General features: G+C 51.2%; 22 protein-coding genes. 11 read left to right on the forward strand and 11 right to left on the reverse strand.

Annotated features, from left to right (window positions below):
- Nucleotides 1–2: 2 nt before the first annotated feature.
- The 4 genes from B4C79_RS03910 to B4C79_RS03925 form a co-directional block, all read right to left on the reverse strand.
- Nucleotides 3–581, reverse strand: coding sequence for a hypothetical protein (locus tag B4C79_RS03910; protein WP_291740420.1), 579 nt, complete (start codon nucleotides 579–581; stop codon nucleotides 3–5).
- A complete protein-coding gene (locus B4C79_RS03915) occupies nucleotides 578–1,825 on the reverse strand; it encodes a TolC family protein (protein WP_291740419.1) in 1,248 nt (415 codons plus the stop codon). The genes B4C79_RS03910 and B4C79_RS03915 overlap by 4 nt, the downstream gene beginning before the upstream one ends.
- An 86-nt stretch (nucleotides 1,826–1,911) precedes the next feature.
- Nucleotides 1,912–2,271, reverse strand: coding sequence for a hypothetical protein (locus tag B4C79_RS03920; RefSeq protein WP_291751234.1), 360 nt, complete (start codon nucleotides 2,269–2,271; stop codon nucleotides 1,912–1,914).
- 7 nt (nucleotides 2,272–2,278) lie between these two features.
- The gene (locus B4C79_RS03925; RefSeq protein WP_348700825.1) at nucleotides 2,279–2,935 is read right to left on the reverse strand and encodes a cation diffusion facilitator family transporter; all 657 of its coding nucleotides are present in this window, start codon (nucleotides 2,933–2,935) and stop codon (nucleotides 2,279–2,281) included.
- A gap of 45 nt (nucleotides 2,936–2,980) precedes the next feature.
- On the opposite strand from B4C79_RS03925, the gene B4C79_RS03930 reads away from it, so the two are divergent.
- Nucleotides 2,981–3,373 (forward strand): Cd(II)/Pb(II)-responsive transcriptional regulator, encoded by a 393-nt coding sequence (locus tag B4C79_RS03930; RefSeq protein ID WP_291740415.1) that lies wholly within the window; start codon nucleotides 2,981–2,983, stop codon nucleotides 3,371–3,373.
- Between the two features lie 61 nt (nucleotides 3,374–3,434).
- Here B4C79_RS03930 and B4C79_RS03935 read toward each other — a convergent pair whose 3' ends face one another.
- The gene (locus B4C79_RS03935) at nucleotides 3,435–4,217 is read right to left on the reverse strand and encodes an MBL fold metallo-hydrolase (protein ID WP_291751236.1); all 783 of its coding nucleotides are present in this window, start codon (nucleotides 4,215–4,217) and stop codon (nucleotides 3,435–3,437) included.
- A 105-nt stretch (nucleotides 4,218–4,322) separates the two neighbouring features.
- Here B4C79_RS03935 and B4C79_RS03940 point away from each other — a divergent pair, with 105 nt between their 5' ends.
- Nucleotides 4,323–5,279 carry a GlxA family transcriptional regulator gene (locus tag B4C79_RS03940; protein ID WP_291751239.1) on the forward strand — a complete coding sequence of 319 codons (957 nt, stop codon included), beginning with the start codon at nucleotides 4,323–4,325 and terminating at the stop codon, nucleotides 5,277–5,279.
- Here B4C79_RS03940 and B4C79_RS03945 read toward each other — a convergent pair.
- Both B4C79_RS03945 and merR read right to left on the reverse strand, forming a co-directional pair.
- Nucleotides 5,276–5,932 carry a cation transporter gene (locus B4C79_RS03945; RefSeq protein ID WP_291751242.1) on the reverse strand — a complete coding sequence of 219 codons (657 nt, stop codon included), beginning with the start codon at nucleotides 5,930–5,932 and terminating at the stop codon, nucleotides 5,276–5,278. The two genes, B4C79_RS03940 and B4C79_RS03945, sit on opposite strands and share 4 nt — an antisense overlap.
- Nucleotides 5,933–5,996: 64 nt before the next feature.
- Nucleotides 5,997–6,404 (reverse strand): Hg(II)-responsive transcriptional regulator, encoded by a 408-nt coding sequence (gene merR, locus B4C79_RS03950; protein ID WP_291741428.1) that lies wholly within the window; start codon nucleotides 6,402–6,404, stop codon nucleotides 5,997–5,999.
- A 68-nt stretch (nucleotides 6,405–6,472) separates the two neighbouring features.
- Here merR and B4C79_RS03955 point away from each other — a divergent pair, with 68 nt between their 5' ends.
- Both B4C79_RS03955 and B4C79_RS03960 read left to right on the forward strand, forming a co-directional pair.
- On the forward strand, nucleotides 6,473–6,787 hold the full coding sequence (locus B4C79_RS03955) for a mercuric transporter MerT family protein (RefSeq protein ID WP_291741426.1): 315 nt from the start codon (nucleotides 6,473–6,475) through the stop codon (nucleotides 6,785–6,787).
- A gap of 17 nt (nucleotides 6,788–6,804) precedes the next feature.
- On the forward strand, nucleotides 6,805–7,014 hold the full coding sequence (locus B4C79_RS03960; protein WP_240965860.1) for a GDCCVxC domain-containing (seleno)protein: 210 nt from the start codon (nucleotides 6,805–6,807) through the stop codon (nucleotides 7,012–7,014).
- Between the two features lie 220 nt (nucleotides 7,015–7,234).
- Here B4C79_RS03960 and B4C79_RS03965 read toward each other — a convergent pair whose 3' ends face one another.
- Genes B4C79_RS03965 through B4C79_RS03975 form a run of 3 tightly spaced genes read right to left on the reverse strand, consistent with a single transcriptional unit; the run spans nucleotide 7,235 to nucleotide 10,981 of the window.
- On the reverse strand, nucleotides 7,235–7,708 hold the full coding sequence (locus B4C79_RS03965) for a MerR family transcriptional regulator (protein ID WP_205882465.1): 474 nt from the start codon (nucleotides 7,706–7,708) through the stop codon (nucleotides 7,235–7,237).
- 60 nt (nucleotides 7,709–7,768) lie between these two features.
- Nucleotides 7,769–9,073, reverse strand: coding sequence for a DsbA family protein (locus B4C79_RS03970; RefSeq protein WP_291741418.1), 1,305 nt, complete (start codon nucleotides 9,071–9,073; stop codon nucleotides 7,769–7,771).
- Nucleotides 9,074–9,106: 33 nt separating this feature from the next.
- Nucleotides 9,107–10,981: a B12-binding domain-containing radical SAM protein gene (locus B4C79_RS03975; protein WP_291741434.1), complete on the reverse strand. Its 1,875-nt coding sequence runs from the start codon at nucleotides 10,979–10,981 to the stop codon at nucleotides 9,107–9,109.
- Between the two features lie 168 nt (nucleotides 10,982–11,149).
- Here B4C79_RS03975 and B4C79_RS03980 point away from each other — a divergent pair, with 168 nt between their 5' ends.
- On the forward strand, nucleotides 11,150–11,794 hold the full coding sequence (locus tag B4C79_RS03980; protein WP_291741431.1) for a trimeric intracellular cation channel family protein: 645 nt from the start codon (nucleotides 11,150–11,152) through the stop codon (nucleotides 11,792–11,794).
- A 9-nt stretch (nucleotides 11,795–11,803) separates the two neighbouring features.
- Here B4C79_RS03980 and B4C79_RS03985 read toward each other — a convergent pair whose 3' ends face one another.
- The gene (locus B4C79_RS03985) at nucleotides 11,804–12,295 is read right to left on the reverse strand and encodes a flavodoxin family protein (RefSeq protein WP_291741415.1); all 492 of its coding nucleotides are present in this window, start codon (nucleotides 12,293–12,295) and stop codon (nucleotides 11,804–11,806) included.
- 108 nt (nucleotides 12,296–12,403) lie between these two features.
- Here B4C79_RS03985 and B4C79_RS03990 point away from each other — a divergent pair, with 108 nt between their 5' ends.
- From B4C79_RS03990 to B4C79_RS04015, 6 genes are all read left to right on the forward strand, one after another.
- Nucleotides 12,404–12,919, forward strand: coding sequence for a lysozyme (locus tag B4C79_RS03990; RefSeq protein ID WP_291741412.1), 516 nt, complete (start codon nucleotides 12,404–12,406; stop codon nucleotides 12,917–12,919).
- A gap of 26 nt (nucleotides 12,920–12,945) precedes the next feature.
- Entirely contained in the window at nucleotides 12,946–13,359 is a 414-nt protein-coding gene (locus B4C79_RS03995; RefSeq protein ID WP_291741409.1) for a hypothetical protein, read from the forward strand.
- 464 nt (nucleotides 13,360–13,823) lie between these two features.
- Nucleotides 13,824–14,147, forward strand: a complete 324-nt coding sequence (locus tag B4C79_RS04000; RefSeq protein WP_291741406.1) for a hypothetical protein — start codon at nucleotides 13,824–13,826, stop codon at nucleotides 14,145–14,147.
- 341 nt (nucleotides 14,148–14,488) lie between these two features.
- Nucleotides 14,489–15,148 carry a hypothetical protein gene (locus B4C79_RS04005; RefSeq protein ID WP_291751244.1) on the forward strand — a complete coding sequence of 220 codons (660 nt, stop codon included), beginning with the start codon at nucleotides 14,489–14,491 and terminating at the stop codon, nucleotides 15,146–15,148.
- A 384-nt stretch (nucleotides 15,149–15,532) separates the two neighbouring features.
- Nucleotides 15,533–17,134 carry an ATP-dependent nuclease gene (locus B4C79_RS04010; RefSeq protein WP_291751246.1) on the forward strand — a complete coding sequence of 534 codons (1,602 nt, stop codon included), beginning with the start codon at nucleotides 15,533–15,535 and terminating at the stop codon, nucleotides 17,132–17,134.
- A 422-nt stretch (nucleotides 17,135–17,556) separates the two neighbouring features.
- A complete protein-coding gene (locus B4C79_RS04015; RefSeq protein ID WP_291751248.1) occupies nucleotides 17,557–18,588 on the forward strand; it encodes a DUF2971 domain-containing protein in 1,032 nt (343 codons plus the stop codon).
- The last annotated feature ends 106 nt before the right edge of the window (nucleotides 18,589–18,694 follow it).

Consider the following 18,694-nt stretch of genomic DNA (forward strand, 5'->3'; position numbering starts at 1 on the left):
GGTTATTTGTCTCCCTTTGATTTAAGACGAACATATCCGATCACGAACACCGCGAGAATCAACAATCCACCAATCCCGTACAAGACTATTGTCGAGAGACGTGACTGCACTTCTTCAACGCTATCGAGGTCATCGTGATGACCAACAATCAGGTCACCCGCCAAAAGATCAATGTTGTCGCCTGCGGATACAGTCATGCTGACAGCCACAGTGCCTTCCTCGATTCCCTCGGGCAACTGTGCATCAAATTCGCCCTCGCTGTGCAATTCAACGGGCACTTGCTGACCGTTCAGTTCAAGCTCCAACTTGGCGTTTTGTACGGGTGCATTGGTGGCTGCATGGTCAATGTAAATTTCAAGCATGCGGCCTTTCAAAATACCAACCGCCTCGAACAATTCCGATTCCATGACCACGCGGGGCGATGCTTCACCAACTGCAACCGGTGCTTCATCGCCGTGGTCGTGACCCGGGCCTGCATAAGCTGTCGTGGAGAAGATCAGCGAGCCGGTAAGCACCGCAGCTGACAATACCTTGGTTAAAAATTTGCTCTGTTTCATGACGTTGATCTCAATATTATTCATGGTAGAAGTCCCAAGGCCTGTTTGTAGGCTGAAACTTTTGCGGCATATTCGATGGCAGATTTCCGGGCCAGTTTGTCGGCCTCAAAGGCCTTCTGTTCGGCAATCAACAAAGTGGGCAAATCGGTTTCACCCAGATCGAATGATTTTTTGTACAACCTGAATGTTTTTATGGCCAGCCTGGCCTGCTCTTGAGCGGACGCTTTGATTTGCGCGAACAGGTCCAAGTTGCTCTCGGCTGCACGGCCAAGAACAACGATTTGCCGCTGGGTTTTTGTCAGTGCAGCTTCGGCTGCAATGCTTTCACTTTCTGCCTGCAACACCCGGCTTTGATATTCCGACGAGTTGCCCAAAGGAATTCGCGTGGACACCACCAAAGATTTCTCGCTGGCCGAGGTGAATGCGCCACGGTCGCTGATGATGGCCAAACCCACCTCAGGATTTGCGCGCGACTGGGTTTGCACCAAATCGCTTTGTTGTTGCTGGGCCAACACCTGAAGCTGCGCCAGTTTGATCGCGGGGTGATCCAGCGGTTTCAGCCCATTGGGAATGTCAGTGCTCTCGGTTTGAATCTGTGAAAGCACTGAAACAGGCAAACCGATGGTGGCCGCATAATCTGCACTCACATCACTTAAAGCGCTTTGAGTTCGGGCAAATTCTGCTCTGGTCTGTTCATACAGTGCAGAAGCCTGATAAAAATCGGTTTGGGCCAAGTCGCCGGCCTTCACCCGCTTTTCAACATCCACCATCAACTCTTTCGCGGATTTAAGTCGCGCCTGTGCAATTTCGGCATCGAGATTGGCAGCCAGCGTATTCCACACTACTTGGCGAACAAGACCAGCGAGCTCAAGTTTTTTCTGTTCAAGTTGTAACTGCGCCAACTCAATTTCGGTGTCTCGCAATGATTGGGTACGCGCCCGCTCATTCCAGTTCCAGATTGGTGCGGACACGCCCAGCTCGATTTCTCGCAAGCCTTGGTTGTTGTAGTTCCGGTCGGATCGATACGACCCTTCCACTGAAAGTGGTTGGGCAGTCAAGGCGCTGGCTGCACTCCTTCTTGTTTTGAATGCTTCAATGCGCTTCAGTGCAGACTGCACTTCAGGATCAATGCTCAAGGCCGATTCAAAGACATCTTGAACTGTCACTGGGGTTTCCACAGACATGGCTTGCTGAGTAAACGCAGCAGGAGAAGCGCTCAAAAACAATAAAGCCAGGCAAGTGGACACCACACGATGTGGTGAATGCATAAGTAAATTCTCCAAACAAAACAGATGAACTGCCCTTTTTTAGCCCGCACAAAAAGGCATCAAAGGGTGGCTAATTCAGGTTTTGCTCAGACCCATTTCGGGCGTTCTATGCGGTTTGACGAGAAAGATTGAAAGCCGTTGAACTCTTCAGGTTCTTGGTCCAAGGCATTGGGGAGTGTGGCAAAAGTCAACAAACTGGGCAACACGCTCACACTGTGGGCATGGCAATGGTGGTGATCACCATCGCAGGTTTGGTCTTGCTGCTTGTTGTTGTCTGGTTCGTGATGTGCGGCGTGGTGATCATACCCATCGTGGGTATGAAACACTGCCTCAATCGCAGATTCATACTCTGCCCCGTGTCCATGATAGGTTTCTACCGCTGCAAGCACTGCTTGAAGCGGTAATACCAACATGAGAAGGGCTAGGAAGAATCTTTTCATGGACATAAGAGTATCACACACTGGTTTGGTTCAATTCGCGCCATGCTTGAGCGATGATGGTTCTAGCCGCGGTAATACCCAAAGTAGCCATCAACACCGCCACTGCCAAATCAGGCCATGCACTACCGGTCCAGGCAACCAAGCCGGCGGCCGCAACTACGGCCACATTTCCAATCGCGTCGTTGCGACTGCAAAGCCATACAGATTGCATGTTCGAGTCGCCTTCACGCCATTTGTAAAGCATCAAAGCTACAGCCACATTGGCAACGAGTGCCAACACCGCTACCACGCCCATGGTCAAAGGTTCAGGAACTTGCCCTGTCCAAAGGCGATACGCCGTGTAGGCCAAAACGCCTACCCCGAAAATTCCGAGTGTGGCACCTTTAACCAGGGCTGCCTTTGCACGAATCGACAGTGCCATGCCCAACACAAAAAGGGAAACAGCGTAGTTCGCTGCATCACCAAAAAAATCAAGTGAATCCGCCAACAGGGAGACAGAGCCCGCTTTCAAACCTGAAGCCACCTCAACGATGAACATACCCAAATTGACAACCAGAGCAACCCACAACACTTTTTTGTAGGTTGGTGAAACTGATTGGGCCGGCTGATGGTCGTGACATGTTGAACAACCTGGCATCTTGAACTCCTGGTGAAATTGCAATACATTCATTAAAAACCCTAAAGTAGCTTTAGAGTCAACCCCTAGGATAAATTGATGAAAATCGGTGAGTTAAGCGAGAAGTTGGGTATAACGGTAGAGGCAATACGCTATTACGAGAAGGAAGGCCTGCTTTGTGCACCAGACCGAACCGCCTCCAACTACCGGGTATACGGCGAGCATCATCTCGAAGATTTAGCGTTCGTTGTGTTTTGTCGCAACATTGACATATCACTAGATGAAATACGCTCCTTACTGAAACTCAAACATTCACCCAGCGAGTCATGCGAGCCAATCAACGATGCCATCGACAATAAATTGACCGAAATCGATAAAAGGCTCAGTCAACTTCAAGCACTGAAAAGTGAATTACAACGCTTGCGTTCGAAATGTTTAGGGCACAGTACGATAGGCGAATGTGAAATTATCAAAGCCTCACTGACAATCTGAACATGGCGATCGATTAATACAATGAGTTCCTTACATGCTCGAATTTTTGGTGCGTTCGCTTTTACACGTTCAAATCCACAATCTCCCCATCTTGCGGAACCACCAATCGCTTACTGAGCCCTGCATGCTGTGCAGCAATCAGCAATTGATCCCGAGTCACCGGGCAGTGGCTGATCGCCTCCAGGTGGTTGGCAATTACCGTGCCGCTGGCAGCCCGCGTGAACTCAAGCACATCACTGACACCCATAATAATTTCACCGCCCACATCAAATTGCGCCCCTCCGGCAGGCACCACACTAACTTCCGGCTTTCGGGTCCACAAGAACTCTTGAATGCGAGGTGTGAAAATGGTGTCCCCACTCAGGTAAAGCGAGGGCTCACCCGGAATCTGGATGAAGTAACCCACCCCGTGTTCCATCAATGAACCCACAAAACCCCGCCCATGAACACACGGCACAGTGCTGATCGAACCACCCAGGAAAGCAGCTTTCTTACTGTCAACGTCGACGGGTAGAGCTTGAATATTCAACCCTTTACCAGCCAAGTGTGGTGCATCATGCGCCGTGCAAATCACAGGTATTTGATATTTCCGAAGCCAGGCCCGCCCAAAGCGGTCCAGGTGATCAAAATGGCCTTTCTGGCAGTGGGTAATCAAACAGTGTGTAACATCGAGCAAGGCCATGTCTGCCTGAGAAGGCAAACTGACTGTGGGGTTTCTCAACATGCCGCCAGAGAACTTCAAGGGTGGCAGGGCATGCCGGGGTGCAAGCATGGGATCGACCAACACCCGGTATTCGCCGAACTCCACAATAATGGTTGCGTTGCGTAGTTGCTGAATTTTCATGAATCATCTCCACTTTGGATGCTGAATCATGACAAAAAAACACATCCGCCCGTTATGGCATAGAATGACAATTTTCAGTCAATTTCTGCCAAACATGAAAAGCATATGAAAATTGGACTTCTGCTTTACGAGCATTGCATGCCCGCAGGCCTGATGGCATTCAACGACCTGCTACAGGCCAGTAATCGGCTATCTGGCAAAGTACTGTTTGAAACCTGCTTGGTTGGCACCAGCCTTAAACCAGTGCAATGCGCCAATCAAATGGTGTTAACTGCCAACGTACTGCTTCAGGAAACACAACTGGATGTGCTGCTGGTGCCCGGGATGTGGACAGAATCGCCCAGCCAGTTGCCGTCCTTGCTTGCCCAACACGCCAAGCTGATTGAACAGATTCGACAACTGCCTGAGCAAACCAAGGTGTGGAGCTATTGCACCGGTGTGTGCTTTCTGGCTGACAGTGGGCGCCTTCGCCGCCAACGCGCCACAGTCACTTGGTGGCTTGCCAATGCCATGCAAAAAAAATATCCAAATGTGAATTGGCTAATCGACAGCGATTGCGTGATGACCCAAAAAACCGCCACCGCAGCGGGTGTCCACGGTTATCTGTTGCTTGCCCAGCAATTGATCGAAAAGTCACTGAGTAAACCCGCGTTTCAGGAGTTCATCAAGCTGATGGTGCTTCCCAGGCCGGTGCAGCAACACCCTGCATTCAGATCGTTTGCATTCATGGAGCAAGCCGACCCATTGCTTAGAAAACTGGCCGCCATCGTGACCCAAATGCCCGCAGAACAAATCACCGTGCAAACACTGGCCGGAAAGTTAAATTTGAGCGAACGCACTTTGGCCCGAAAAGTAAATGCCTTGACCGAGATGCCGGTGGCCAGTTACGCCCGGCATTTGAAACTTCACCAAGTGAGCGAACAACTGATTTGGACAAGCGTGCCAGTCAACACCATCAGTGACGAACTGGGATACAGCAATGAATCAAACTTGCGGCGGCAGTTCAAACAGACCACCAGGCTTTCACCGGTTCAATATCGCAAGAAATTTGGTCGATCCTAGTGCGAGTGTGAATGCGGGGGTGGAACAGACACCTCACCCCGTATTTCAGCCCGTGCCTGCCTGATAACGCTGAACGACGCTGTTAAACCGAGTGTGGCCATGAGTGCGGCCACCGCAAGATCGGGCCAGGCTGTTTGCGTAACTCCCACCAACAATGCAGCACCCAATACAGCCAGGTTGCCAATTGCATCGTTGCGGCTACACAGCCACACCGAGCGCATGTTGGAATCGCCATTGCGGTAACGGTACTGAATGGCAGCAACCCCCACGTTCACGCTCAAAGCCATTAAACCCACGATACCCATGGTGGCGTAAGAAGGTACCTGGCCGTGCATGGCTGCATACCCGGCAAAACCCAATACACCGACACCATACAGCCCCATGCACATCCCTTTGAGCAAGGCTGCTTTGGCACGGGTTTGAAGCGCCATGCCCAATACAAACAGGGACAAAGCATAGTTGGCCGCATCACCACCAAAATCGAGTGAATCGGCAAGCAGAGATACGGAGCCTGCCGACCAACTGGCACCCACTTCAATGAAGAACATGGCAGCGTTGGCAACCAAGGCAATCCACAACACCTTACGAAAACCTGGATCGACTGCAGTGGATTTGGCGGCCTCGTCAGCAGGGCAGTGGTTACAACCAGGCATGGAATTTCCTTAATCAGTATTTGTTTTACTTTATTAGAAACCCTGACATGGTGGCAAGGTCAAGCTATTCATCGCCCACCAATGCATCAATAATGGGGCAATTGGTCGATTTGTCTATTGCATTACACCGCGCCACAAGCTGCTGCAAAGTATCCTGCATTTTTACAAGGTCTTGAATCCGTGAGCTAATGGACTCCAGCTTGCTTTCAGCCAATACCTGCGTTTCACGACAGGAACTCGCATTGCCCAACGCGAGCAGTTCAGCCACCTCGGACAGGGTAAAACCCAAGGCCTGCGCTCGCTTGATAAAGCGGATCTGCTTGATGTCCCGTGGACCATATTTACGGACGCCCTGAAGGGGTTTTGCAGGTTGTGCAAGCATGCCCACGCGCTGGTAGTAACGAATGGTTTCAACATTCACGCCCGCTGCTTGGGCCAACCCGCCGATGCTTAATGTGTGTTTTTGAATCATGCCTGTTGACTCCGTACTTAGGTACGGCTTTCACAATATCACTTCCTAATGCATTGAGAAATACCAACATGAGAACACCTCAAAATACCGGCACCCTGATTGCGACCGCACTCGCGGCATTCGGGGCTTCCGTTTGCTGCCTTGGTCCGCTGCTGCTGCTGGCTATGGGCGTAGGAAGCAGTGCATCAATCGGCATGTTTGCTACCTTGGAACCCTACCGACCCGTTTTTATTGTGATCACGATCAGCTTGCTGGCATTTGCTTACTACAAAATGTTCTGGCGCAAGGAGGGTTGCAACGCTTGCAGCCGCGGTCAGAAGCTGATTTACTGGTTAATCGCCGTGCTTTCACTGCTCATGCTGGCAGTACCTTGGTTCATGTAAAAGCGGGGGAACGCACCATGACTGAAGTTGTACGTGAGTCGATTTTGACTTGTCCAAGTTGCAGCAAAAGCACCCTTTGCGTAATGCCAACGGACGCCTGCCTGTTTTTCTTCAAGTGTGAACATTGCAATATTTTGCTGAAACCCAAGCCTGGCGATTGCTGTGTTTTTTGCTCGTATGGGTCGGTGAAATGCCCACCCATTCAGCAAGGCAAATCAGGTTGCTAAGGCCACAGCCCCGGCACAAGCCACGTATTGAAAGCCGGGCCCAAAAAGGCCCGGCGCTTCTATCACTTTATGCGCAAAGCGGGCATGCGGCCAAGGCCACAGTCACCAGGCCAAACACACCAACAGCAGCGGCAAACAATTTAACTTTCATCAAAAATCTCCTAGAAAAGCATGGGGAACATTCCCGAATTTCAGGGTGCATGTTCCAGCCACTGGAAGGTCAAGCCTTATTTTTTTCTTCAGTTGATGCGGGCAAAATATAGTCTGCAATCAAAAATTCGCCTTCGGGTTCATGGGGTACACCAGCCAGCCTGGATGCAATCGCGGCATTGTTCACCCGAATGTCGATCAACTTTTTCTCCAGTTCCTGAAGGCTTTGCTTCAATTGCTGAACCTCGACGAGTTTTCGCTCAATCAACTCGTCAACCCGGGTTCTTGAACCACAACCACAGGCGGGGCCTTGGTCATAGTAATCAAGCACAGACTGAATTTCCTTGATCGAAAAATCGAGTTCGCGAGCCTTCTTGACAAAATCAAGCCTGGACAGGTCTTCTGGTCCAAAAACACGGTTCTTGCTAGTAGAAAACCACGACTCAGAATCAGCCCGCTTCGGAGCAATCAAGCCCTGATCTTCGTAAAACCGAATGGTCTTTGGATTCAAGCCAAGTCTCTTGGCAACGTCACTTATTTTCATGTCATTCAAACTTGGAGTGCGTAGAGGTCATTGATACTTCAAAACGGTACATTAGGCAAATCAGGCCGGATACGAGCGCAGGGCGTCATACACAGCCCACAAGCGGTCTTGCCCCCACACCACGGTATTGCCCACTTTGAATGAGGGCACCCCCCACAAACCAGCAGCAAACAGTTCCTCTCTGTTGGCTGTGGCTCGCTCGCGCCAGGCCTCGTGTTGCAGCGCCACTTCTGCACCTTCCCAACGCAAACCAGCGCGTTCTACAATTTTTTTCAAACCTTTGTCGCTTCCGGCGTCAATGCCTTCAGCCCACACAACCTGCATGTAGGAAAGTACAAATTCTTGCCCCTTGCTGTGCTGTTCGGCAAACGGAATCAAGGCCAGGCCGCGTTCGGTGGGTTTGCCAACGGGGTCGTTCAAACGGCCAAAGGGAATACCGCGCACATGCGCTTCCCGGGCGGTGTCGTACACAATGTATTCGCGCTTCACCTTGGGCACGGGCAAGCCACGCATCACCATGGGCAATACAAAACGCAAATTAACTTTCGCGCCAGTCAGGCGGCCCAACTCGAAAATGCGAGAGGCCACAATGGCGGAATAGGGGCTGCGGAAGGAAAAGAAAAAATCAATGTCTGGCGGGTTCTCCAGTGGCTTGGCGTGCGCAAGCCCATCGTCCGCAGGAAACAACAAGGCAATGGCCCCATTGGCTTGCGCACCCAAAGCCTGCAAGCGCTGCTCCAGGTGGTACAGGCGATCGATGCCCCAGTACCACTCGCCCTCGTAATACAACATGCCGCCCAGGTAATGCCCTAATTTGTCTCGCAACCCGTCGGCCTGTGCAATGTGGTTTTGCACGTCTTGGCTGGACACCGGCTTCAATGCATTGAATTGCTCGGGAGGCATTTGGGTTTCATCGCCGGCCCACAACCACTGGCCCACCGAGGCCACATGCTCAACAAACTGCCCGCCTTGAATGGCTGCCACCAAAGTGTGGGTGGCCTGACGGGCACGCGCTAAGGCGGGCTGCCGGCCATAGTCCACAAAACTCAAACCGTGGCGCTGCGCCAGCAAAGCGGCATCCACTCGGCTGTAGGCCACCAGTTTTTCCCGTTCAGGTGCGGCCGAATCGGGTGGGGGGCTCACCACATGTGGCTTCAATTCAATGTTGTAACGCGCCAAAAAGCGGGGCAAAGCCTGGGCCACCAAATGGCTGTAGGGGTCGTCCACCTGATGGAAGTAGTAAACCTGGTGGGGGCGGCCCGAGGCCAGCCGGGCTTTTTCGGCCTTGGTGCGTTGGGCGAGCAGGGTGCCGCGCGCAAACCGGTGTTGGGTGATCATGGGCATCAACAGGGTTTTTAAACTCATGGTGCCACCTTTGAAGTTTACATACTGTCAATATTAAGCTGTTTTCACTGGTTTGCCATACAAGGCCTGCTCAATGAAGTTTTTTTGCACCGTGGCGCGGGGTACTTTTTGATCAAACCAGCTGCGCACGTTCTGGTCCAGCCCAATGCCGTGCATGTAGTTGTACAGCGCGCGGTTCAGGCCTTCGCCCAGTGCGGCGTGGTCAACCCCGGTGGGGTCGACAAAACCAATGTCGTTTTTCGCAAAAGTGCCCTGGGGCAGCGGCTTCAATTGAATGCCGTATTCCTCAGGGTTTTTGCCCACCGGCGAGTGCACAGTGCAGGCAAAACGGTGAAAGTAACCCGATTGAATGCAGCCTTCTGCAAACAACTGGCGCACATATTCCAGCGCATCCACGGTGTCTTGCACAGTTTGGGTGGGGAAGCCGTACATCAGGTAAGCGTGTACCAACACGCCGGCATCGGTAAAGCCTTTGGTGACCCGCGCCACCTGCTCCACTGAAACACCCTTCTTCATCAGGTTCAACAAGCGGTCGGATGCCACCTCCAGCCCACCGCTAACCGCAATGCAACCACTGTCGGCCAGTAACTGGCACAGCTCGGGTGTGAAGGATTTTTCAAACCGAATATTGCCCCACCAGGAAATGGACACATTGCGTGCAATCAATTCTTGCGCCAAGGCCTTCAAGGCTTTGGGGGGCGCGGCTTCATCCACAAAATGAAAACCGGTTTGCCCGGTTTCCGCCACAATTTGTTCAATGCGATTCACCAGCTCAGTGGCTGTGGCGTTCTCGTAGCGGGAAATGTAGTCGAGCGACACATCGCAAAAACTGCATTTTTTCCAGTAGCAGCCATGGGCCACGGTCAGCTTGTTCCAGCGCCCATCACTCCACAGGCGGTGCATGGGGTTCAACATGTCGAGCAGACTAAGGTAGCTGTGCAACGGCAAACCATCCCAAGTGGGGGTGCCCACATCGCCAAAGGGCACATCGGGTTCAGCCCAGTTCGTGTATTGAACCGTTCCTTCAGCGTTGCGCGTGAAAGTGCGCACCAACCGCTGCGGGCCGCGCTTGCCTTGCAGGTGTTCAATCAAGCAAAGCAGGGGGCGCTCGCCTGAATCCAGGGTAACGAAGTCTATGAAGTCGAAAAGGCGTGGCTCGGCGAGTTCACGCAGCTCGGTGTTCACATAGCCACCACCCAATCCAATTTTGATGGTGGGGTTCTCGGCCTTCATGGCCTGCGCCATGCGCAAAGCGGCGTAAACCGCGCCGGGAAAGGGCACAGACAACAACACCAGTTGCGGTTGCTGGCGTTTGAATTCAGCCAACGTTAATTCCACCAAAATTTCATCGATCAGCGTGAAAGGCTGCTGCAAGGCGTTGGCCAGCGGGTCGAAGCTGGGCTGGCTGCCGGCCAGCGATTCTGCATAACGCACAAACTCAAAGCGCTCATCAATCGCATCAGCAATAACATCGGCCAGGTCGTTCAGGTACAAAGTGGCCAGGTGGCGTGCCTTGTCTTGCGCGCCCAGGGCACCAAAGGCCCAAGCCAACGGGTCGCCGCCTTCTTCGTCCACATACACGTCCAGCGCTTCGAACCGCGGGCCTTCCGGCAAAAAAGCCCGGCTGTTGATTCGGTGCGCCAGGGTGGAATCGCCCCCCTGCAAAAACCGAATGGTGGGGGCAATGGTGGCACGGTAACGGCTGAACTGATCCATGAACAGGGCCACGCGCTCGGTCACTTCCTCGTACTGCTCAATTTCCGAGGCAATTCTGTCCAGCCCTTCCGGTGAAAACAGCTTGAGCACCAAGCCCAGCGCAATGTCGGCCTGCACGGCATCAACGCCCTGCTTGCGCAAAAAGCCGGTGATGTAAGCAGTGGATGGATAGGGTGTGTTGAGCTGCGTCATCGGCGGGATGAAAGACAACACACGGAAAGGGGTAGACACGATAAAACCTCGGACAGAATTTGGCTAGATTCTACACCGGGTGGAAAAACCCGGTTTGCTTATGCGCATAGCGCTGCTGGTACTACAATGGACAAAAACCTGTCATTCAAACCACATGAACCAGAAACTATGGCCACGCTAAACCCCGGCGAATTCAGCCAGAACATTCAACTGGGCATTGAAGTGGTGGCCACGCTGGCCTTTGCCCTGAGCGGAATTCTTGAAGGTGCACGCAAGCGGCTGGATGCCGTGGGTGTGTGCGTGGTGGCATTTCTTGCTGCCTTTGGTGGCGGTACCCTGCGCGACCTGTTGCTCGATGTGCGGCCCTTCTTCTGGGTGAAGTACATTGAATTGCTGTGGGCCGTGTTTGTGCTCTGCATCGTGGCCATGCTGTTTATGCGGCAGCGGCATTTCAAGTTCACTGAAAAAGCCATTTTGTGGCCCGATACCTTGGGGTTGGGCCTGTTCACCGCAGCAGGCGTTTTCGCAGCCATTCAGGCAGGTATGCCCAGCCTGGTGGCCGTTTTCATGGGTGTAATTACTGGCGTGTTTGGTGGTGTGCTGCGCGACATTGTGTGCAATGAAATTCCGCAAGCCTTCAAAGACCACCGCCCTTACGCCATTTGCGCTTTCTTCGGCGGCTGGGCTTACATTGGCCTTCGTGAACTGGGCAACCCGGCGTATGTGAACATGCTGGGCTGCGTACTGGTTACCGTGGGCCTGCGCGCCTTTGCTGTGTGGAAGGATGTGCGGCTTCCTGAGTGGAGAAGCTGAATTGGTGATTTAAAACAAACCCAAAGCCAAACCACCTGCAAACGCGGCGCCCAAATCGCGGCAATGTTGCAAATCCGCAGGGGCAATGGTTTTGGGTGCCAGAATTTTTTCAGGCGTTTGTGCCTGGGTACGCACAATGTGTGGCGGTGCCATTTCCGTTAAACGCCAACCCGTGGCAATGCGCTGAATTTGCTTGACTGCACCCTGGCCATCGCTGCCGGCGCACACCAACACCGTGTAGGGTCGCCCATTGATTTGATCGAGCGCTGCATAGTAGGTGCGGTCAAAAAAGTCTTTCATCAAACCCGCCATGCTGCCCAAAGTTTCGGGGGTAACGAATACATAGCCGTGCGCATTCAAAACATGTTCGGCGTTTGTTTCACTGGCGTGCAAAAGCAAAGTGCGTGTGTTGCGTTCCGTGCCTGCGCCCTCAGCCACCGCCTGGGCCATGGCTTTGGACCCGCCTGTGATGGAGTGATAGGTGATGAGCAGGGTTTTCATGGGTTGGGTGAGGGTTGCTATTTAACCTGAACAGGGTACAAGTTTGATAGCCATGAAAACAGCCCCTAGACTCGTGAAATTTTAAAACTCTCGCCCTGAGGCAAAGTCATGTCCAGTTTAGCCATGCAAAAACCACTGAACTCAAAAATGGTCATCTCCAAATCAGGAATTGAGCATATTTCGAAAGATGAAGGTTTCTCCGCAATTCCCTACAACGACATTGCAGGCAATTGCACTGTGGGCGTGGGCATTCTGCTTAGCTACAGCCCATGCACAGAAAAACAGATGAAAACCAAATACGACTTGGCCAAGTTGAATGCCACTTTTCACGACCGTTTGGAAGAGGCTCAAAAGTATGTTCGTTTCTATGTCAGGGAAGCACAACTAAGCCAAGACCAATTCGATGCCCTGACAAGCTTTGTGTTTAATGTAGGCGTGGGCAACGCAAAAGATGTGCTGGCGTTTGCCAACAAAGGTGATTACCAAAAAGTTGAAATCGAAATGAACCGGTTTGTTTACATCACCGAAAAAGGAAAAGACGGAAAGCCCAGCCGAAAGAAATTTTCCAATGGTCTTGCGAATCGTCGTAAGCGAGAGACCGTTCCTTTTCAAATTCAGCCTTGAACCCATGAATCTGCGAGAACAGCACCATGCATAAACTTCTTTGCCTTCTTTTTCTTACCCTCGCGGCTTGTTCGAACGTTTCGGAATTAGGCGACATACAAGGGGAATGGACTATCAGCAAGGAACTTGCTGCCGCACCAATCGTTGGGATCAGTGATGAGGAAACTGCTGAATTAATTGGCGACAAACTATCTATAAGCGAGCAAGAAATTCTGTTTCAAAATCAAAGCTGTGACTACTCACGCGTCGGGAAGAATGAACAAACCATTGTGGAGTTTCTACAATTCTATTCTTTGGATAGCAACACAAAACTGCCGGAAGGAGCGAGTGTTTTGGGTGTTGATTGCGAGGGTGATATGGCCATCAAACATCTGCTGAATAGTGAAGACAAGCTTTGGTTGATTTGGTATGGGGTGCTGCTGGAGGCGGATCGGATTTAGCAGTTTGGCTGTTTTCGACTGGAGCGATCATAAAGTTCTAGATTCCGAGAAACTCTGAAGTAGCTTCGAACCGACTTTGTATCTCGCAAAGACGCAGACCCAAGTATCTTTTTGATTAAGTTTTAAGTCAAAAGTAGGCTCACAGGGTTTCCAAATTTAGTGGGCGGCAATCCAGTGGCAACACTGGAGAAATTGGCGAGTGCCCTTGCATCCCCTAGAAGACAACGTCATGTTTGGTCGAGATGACTTCTTTATTCACTGTGGTCGGCGTATTGGATCTAAAGGCTGTATCGATATAGGTGGGGGAATAATGGGAAGCAAATCCACCGACTTGATCAAGTCGATCATCCTCGAAGAAGTCGAGAGTATTTTGTATGTCCGCTGAAAATTCACTTAGTGCGCAACAGGCTCTGGCTTTAGGGCTCGCATTCTTATTGTTGACCCTGCTGTACTGCCTAGACTTCTTGCAGATTCAAAACCTTGAGTCACGCGGTTTGATTGTTCTGGAAGGTTTGGTAATTACTGCCCCCTTCCTGGCTGGTGCAGTTGTGCAGCATTTAAAGCAAGCGACCCTGTTCCTGCTTGTATTGATACTTGGCAAGCTCATGTTCGACTACTTGATTTTTGTTTTCCAGCTGGAGACTTTTTACTCCGATATTCCCGTGATGTTGTCGGACTGGGTGCCGATTGCTGTGCTGCGTTTGGCTTTGCCTGTATTTTTCGCTTTGTTGGGTTTAGTCACTTACGTTGTATTGGCCAAGCAATTTAAGAAGTTGCAGCAAAGATGACGTTTGGGCGTTTTGGGGTGCGGTTTTAGGAAGCAAAGCTGATTGAGTAGGGTGACTGCTTGTCGGCCAGAGCGGCCATTAGGACTGTTGGCGGGGACGTCTGAGTTTTCGCAAAAGCAGACTTCAGAACTTTAGCGGTTATAGATGATGGGGCTGACCTTCGAAATTGAGTTCCAGGTTCAACTTTTGGTGGTGAATAACCGAGATTTATTTTTTATCCTGTTCATGCGATGCTTTGTAAATATTTAAAATAGTTAATTTAAAAAATTATTTGCGATGTGCGGATAAATGGATATCGCCGTTACCGTTCGATAAATCAAGTTAGGCATTAGGAGGGATTCTTGAGCAATCCTTATTTCGATCTTCTAAATGTTTTCCCTGTAAGAACCCGCACCCCTACGCATCGCGAAATGGCAATAGCGAGCGCAGAAGGTCCCCAGCCAGAAAATAGTCTGGAATACACGAACCAAATCGATATTGTCAAAGCGATAATCGAGGGAGAGGGACTAGGAAGCGCCAAATCAGCCTTAGAGCATGCCCTTCAATCTTCGAGTACCTATAAAGAATGGCAGCGGACGATGCCCTACTTAAAAGACGTGCCTAATATTCATGGCTTCAGAACGAAGCCAAAACATAAGAATAATGTGTTGTTGGTGAATAAAGAGATTGAGACGCTTGGCGGTTTTCTGCCAAAAGATCAGATTCTCTATCGCGGGGGCGTTTTTTCTCCCAATGACTCATTGATTAATAATGGCCCGATATCTACAACAACAATGCCATGTGTTGCTCGTTGGCATGCAATCGAAGTCTCAGGAAGTATCGCCATACTGCGAATCGCAGAGCACCATAAGGTAAAAGCGTTTGCTTTCAAGACTAGGGGCAATCAAAGACTGACCCATGAATTTGAGGTTCTTGTTCAGAATGAGGTGAAGCTCAACTATCAAAATTCGCTTCACCACCACGGTATGGACATCTATCAATATGATGTCTATCTTGCCTAACAAGGTGGTCAACCGGACCTCTTTTCCGCTGCCGCTCCAAAGCGGCCCGTTACCTTCAGAGTTAGGCCGCACAAAACACCTTACTTACTATCGCGAATGTACGACAAAACACTTAGTTTCGAACTCCCAGCGCCATGGAACCAAGCCACGTTCTCCACGAACAAGCTTGGATACGTCAACTTCTTGGTGGGCCCGAACGGCAGCGGTAAGTCGAGGTTTGCCGCTACCTTGCGTAGTCACTTAGGCAACTCCCGACTACTAGGTACCGACCGGCTCTCTGGCATGGAGCAGAACTCTTCGCTACGTAGCATTTTCGGTGATCACTTATCTGGAGGCCTATCCAAGGACCATTTCAGTCACTTTAAATCAGCCGGACAACAAGGGATGGGAATCGACACAATCGTTCTTTTGGAGGAACGGATTGATCTTCGCATTCAAGTCGAGGCTACACTAAGCCACCTCTTTAATCGACGAATTCGGCTTGAGTGGGATTCGGGTCGTCTACAAGCGTTTGCGAGTATTGGGCTTACTGGCCAGTCCTATCGCCTTGACAGAGACGAATGTCACGGCATAAAGGAACTTTTTGTCCTACTGACCCATCTGTACAACGACGAGCATCCGTATTTAATTATCGATGAACCTGAACTAAACCTTCATCCGCAATACCAAGCTTTCTTCATGCAAGAGGTTCGCAAGGTAGCTGGTACCCCATCTGAGGGGACGAACAAAAAGATTGTATTCCTGATAACGCATTCACCGTTTATCTTGGATTTTCGCTCGGTTGAGGATGTGAAGTCAGTCATCTCTTTCACATCTACCCACAGTGTCCCACGGCAGCTCTTCAATCTCGACGACGGGGCGACGAATAGACTTTCCTCACTGGTTCCGCGCCTAAACGTTCATCACAAGCAGCTCTTCTTCTCTGATAGCCCAATCTTCGTCGAGGGAATACTTGACGCTCAACTTCTTGCAAATCTGCAGGAGGCAAGAGGCGTTTCAGTCGCTGGCGCAGGAAGTTGCATTATTGATGCAGGTGGCTGCGAAGAGGTCAATCGGTACCTTGAGCTTTGTCTACTTCTTGGGAAGACCGCTCACTTTGTGTACGACTTAGATAGTCTTTTTTCTGGGAACCTGAGGGCGTGCGTTCGCGATGACGAGAACATCCAGAGTTTTCTTGCATCAGCCGGCGTAGGTACAGATTTCGCCCGCTATTGCGGCGAACTAGATCGCGAATTGACACGTACGATAGAAGTTCTTCTCGCCCATCCTCCGACTGCAACTGCCGGAGACCTGCTTTCCTATCTCCATAGTCTGGGCCCTCGCACAGATTGGCAAGGAAAGACGCTTGCGAGGGCGAGAGTGGCAGTATTGACCGCTATCAACCGATTCCGCGCGGAGGTGGTAAATCTCGCTGGTGCTACAACCGTGGCAAATATTGAAGGCCGACTAACCCAACTGATTCAGGTGCTAAGGCTTAAACAAGTTCATTTACTTGGAGGGGGTACACTAGAACGATATCTTCCCTCCTACGCAGGGAGTGCATACGTATTGGCGGATGATCAAAAGCGTCTGGCGGTCGCGGCAGAGTTGGACTATCTCTCAGTTAAGCGCACCGACGCAGAACTGCAGGGCCGATACACAGACTTGTTTACAGTTTGCTCACTCTTGCCGGCCAAAGTTCAAGTTGACGTTGATACTGTATTGAGAGACTACCTCAGCAGGTTCATCCATGAGCTGCAGTCTTCGCTGGTAGCAAATCCACAGTGGGAGCTGCCGCAACTACAAATTCATCTGGCAAATGTCCAAAAGAACACATCAAAGGTCTTGGTGGTCAACTCGTTGAACCGGACGGGGCCACGGCAATTCCATGCACAAATCAAGATTGCCAGCATGCTTGGCGGAGAAACCAGAATTGCCGAGGTAACAGATAGGACGAACGCAGGGATGGGTGATTTTGAACTTGTGAGCGTCGCGGGTGCGGCTTAACGCGGACGTCAACACAGGCCATGCCTTCGGCATTTTTATGGTCAGTGTTGGCGTCTGCGCTTCTCGCTTCGGCGCCGGTTAACCAGGGCGTTATCCAACGTCGGTTTAAGGCCACTTTACAGACTTTAAAAATCCGAATGCTCATTACCGCTTCGGCCGAAGCGGACGATAGGATTGAGGGCTGAATGGTCTGGGTCATCGACGAAAGCAGGCTTCGAAACTTCGGCGGTAGTCGATGGTGAAGCTGAGCTTTGTCGTCGAGTTCTTGGCTCTGTATTCGGTAGCGAATAACCAAGGTTTATTTTTCATCCTGTTCATGCGATGCTTCGTAAATATTTGAAATGGTTAATTAAAAAAAATCATTTGCGATGTGCGAATAAATAGATATCGCCGTTATTGTTCGATAAATCAGGTTATACATCATGAAATCCTCACCCAATCGCCTCGCATTTAAGTACCGAAGCGGCGATCCACAAACGCTCCAGAGAGACCTCGGGGCATTGCGCGATGCTACGTTTTATGCAGCATCGCGAGGAAGCCTAAACGACCCCTTCGAGGGTCGGTTCGATCGGTCTTCGCTAGATCGCCAGCTCTTACTGATCCGGCAGGTGGCGACCGGATTTGCGCCTGGTTTTGCAGGCTCGCTTGATACAGTTTCAGAGGCCGCGAACGACCTCTTGAGCTTCGTCGATAAGAGCGGAGTCTTCTCGCTCAGCTACAACCCCCTGAATGAGCTCATTTGGGCTCACTACGGAGGTTCTCATTGCGGCTTCTGCATTGGCTACGACATCGAGAAACTCATTGAGTTCGAACCGAACTTGCACTATTGCTTTGACGTGCAGTACAGCGACACGGAGCCAACGCTCAGGTCTGAGCATCTTATAGGTGCTACCACTCCAATAACACTCCTTCAGAGGATCTTAGGAGTGAAGTCCACGCCGTGGAGGTACGAAGAAGAAGTGCGAGTTGTCACCGCGCCAGCCGGGCTCCACGAGCACGACTACCGCGCGGTGAAGAAGGTGTATTTTGGCCTTTGTTGTTCGGAATCAACTAGACAGGCCGTGATGGAGGCGCTCGCCGGAAGGGACGTTCTGTATGAACAGGTTGTGAGCCCTGGAACGTCTTATGTCCTTCAATCAAAGGCTATTCCCGACCACTTCGCGTCTGCAAGAAAGCATATGCAGAACTTGGCGCCAATCAACGATGGCGCGATCTGCCCGCACTATCTAAAGCCTGAGCAGAAGCAGTATCAAGACTACCTCTTTCGGGCCGCGGAGATCGTAAGGCGAGAGCCGTACTGCAGAGAGATTCAATTGGTCGAGTTCAGCGGTCAACGGAGCACACCTGAAAGGCCGATCATCTTCGTCCAGTACCTTCGCGGACCGAACAAGTGGGTCAATCACTACTTCAGCCTGCCGGAGATCGATGAACAGTACAAGGAGCTACAGCTATGAGGGCAACGTATAACCCCTCCGTCAAGGGGATGTCTTGCGCCAAGCCGCAAGCCGCCCCTTACGTCGAACGTTAGCTGCTCTTCACCACTTCATCGGAGGAAGTTTT

It is taken from the genome of Limnobacter sp. UBA7229, from assembly GCF_002473065.1.
In the GTDB taxonomy this organism is placed as follows: Bacteria; Pseudomonadota; Gammaproteobacteria; order Burkholderiales; family Burkholderiaceae_B; genus Limnobacter; species Limnobacter profundi.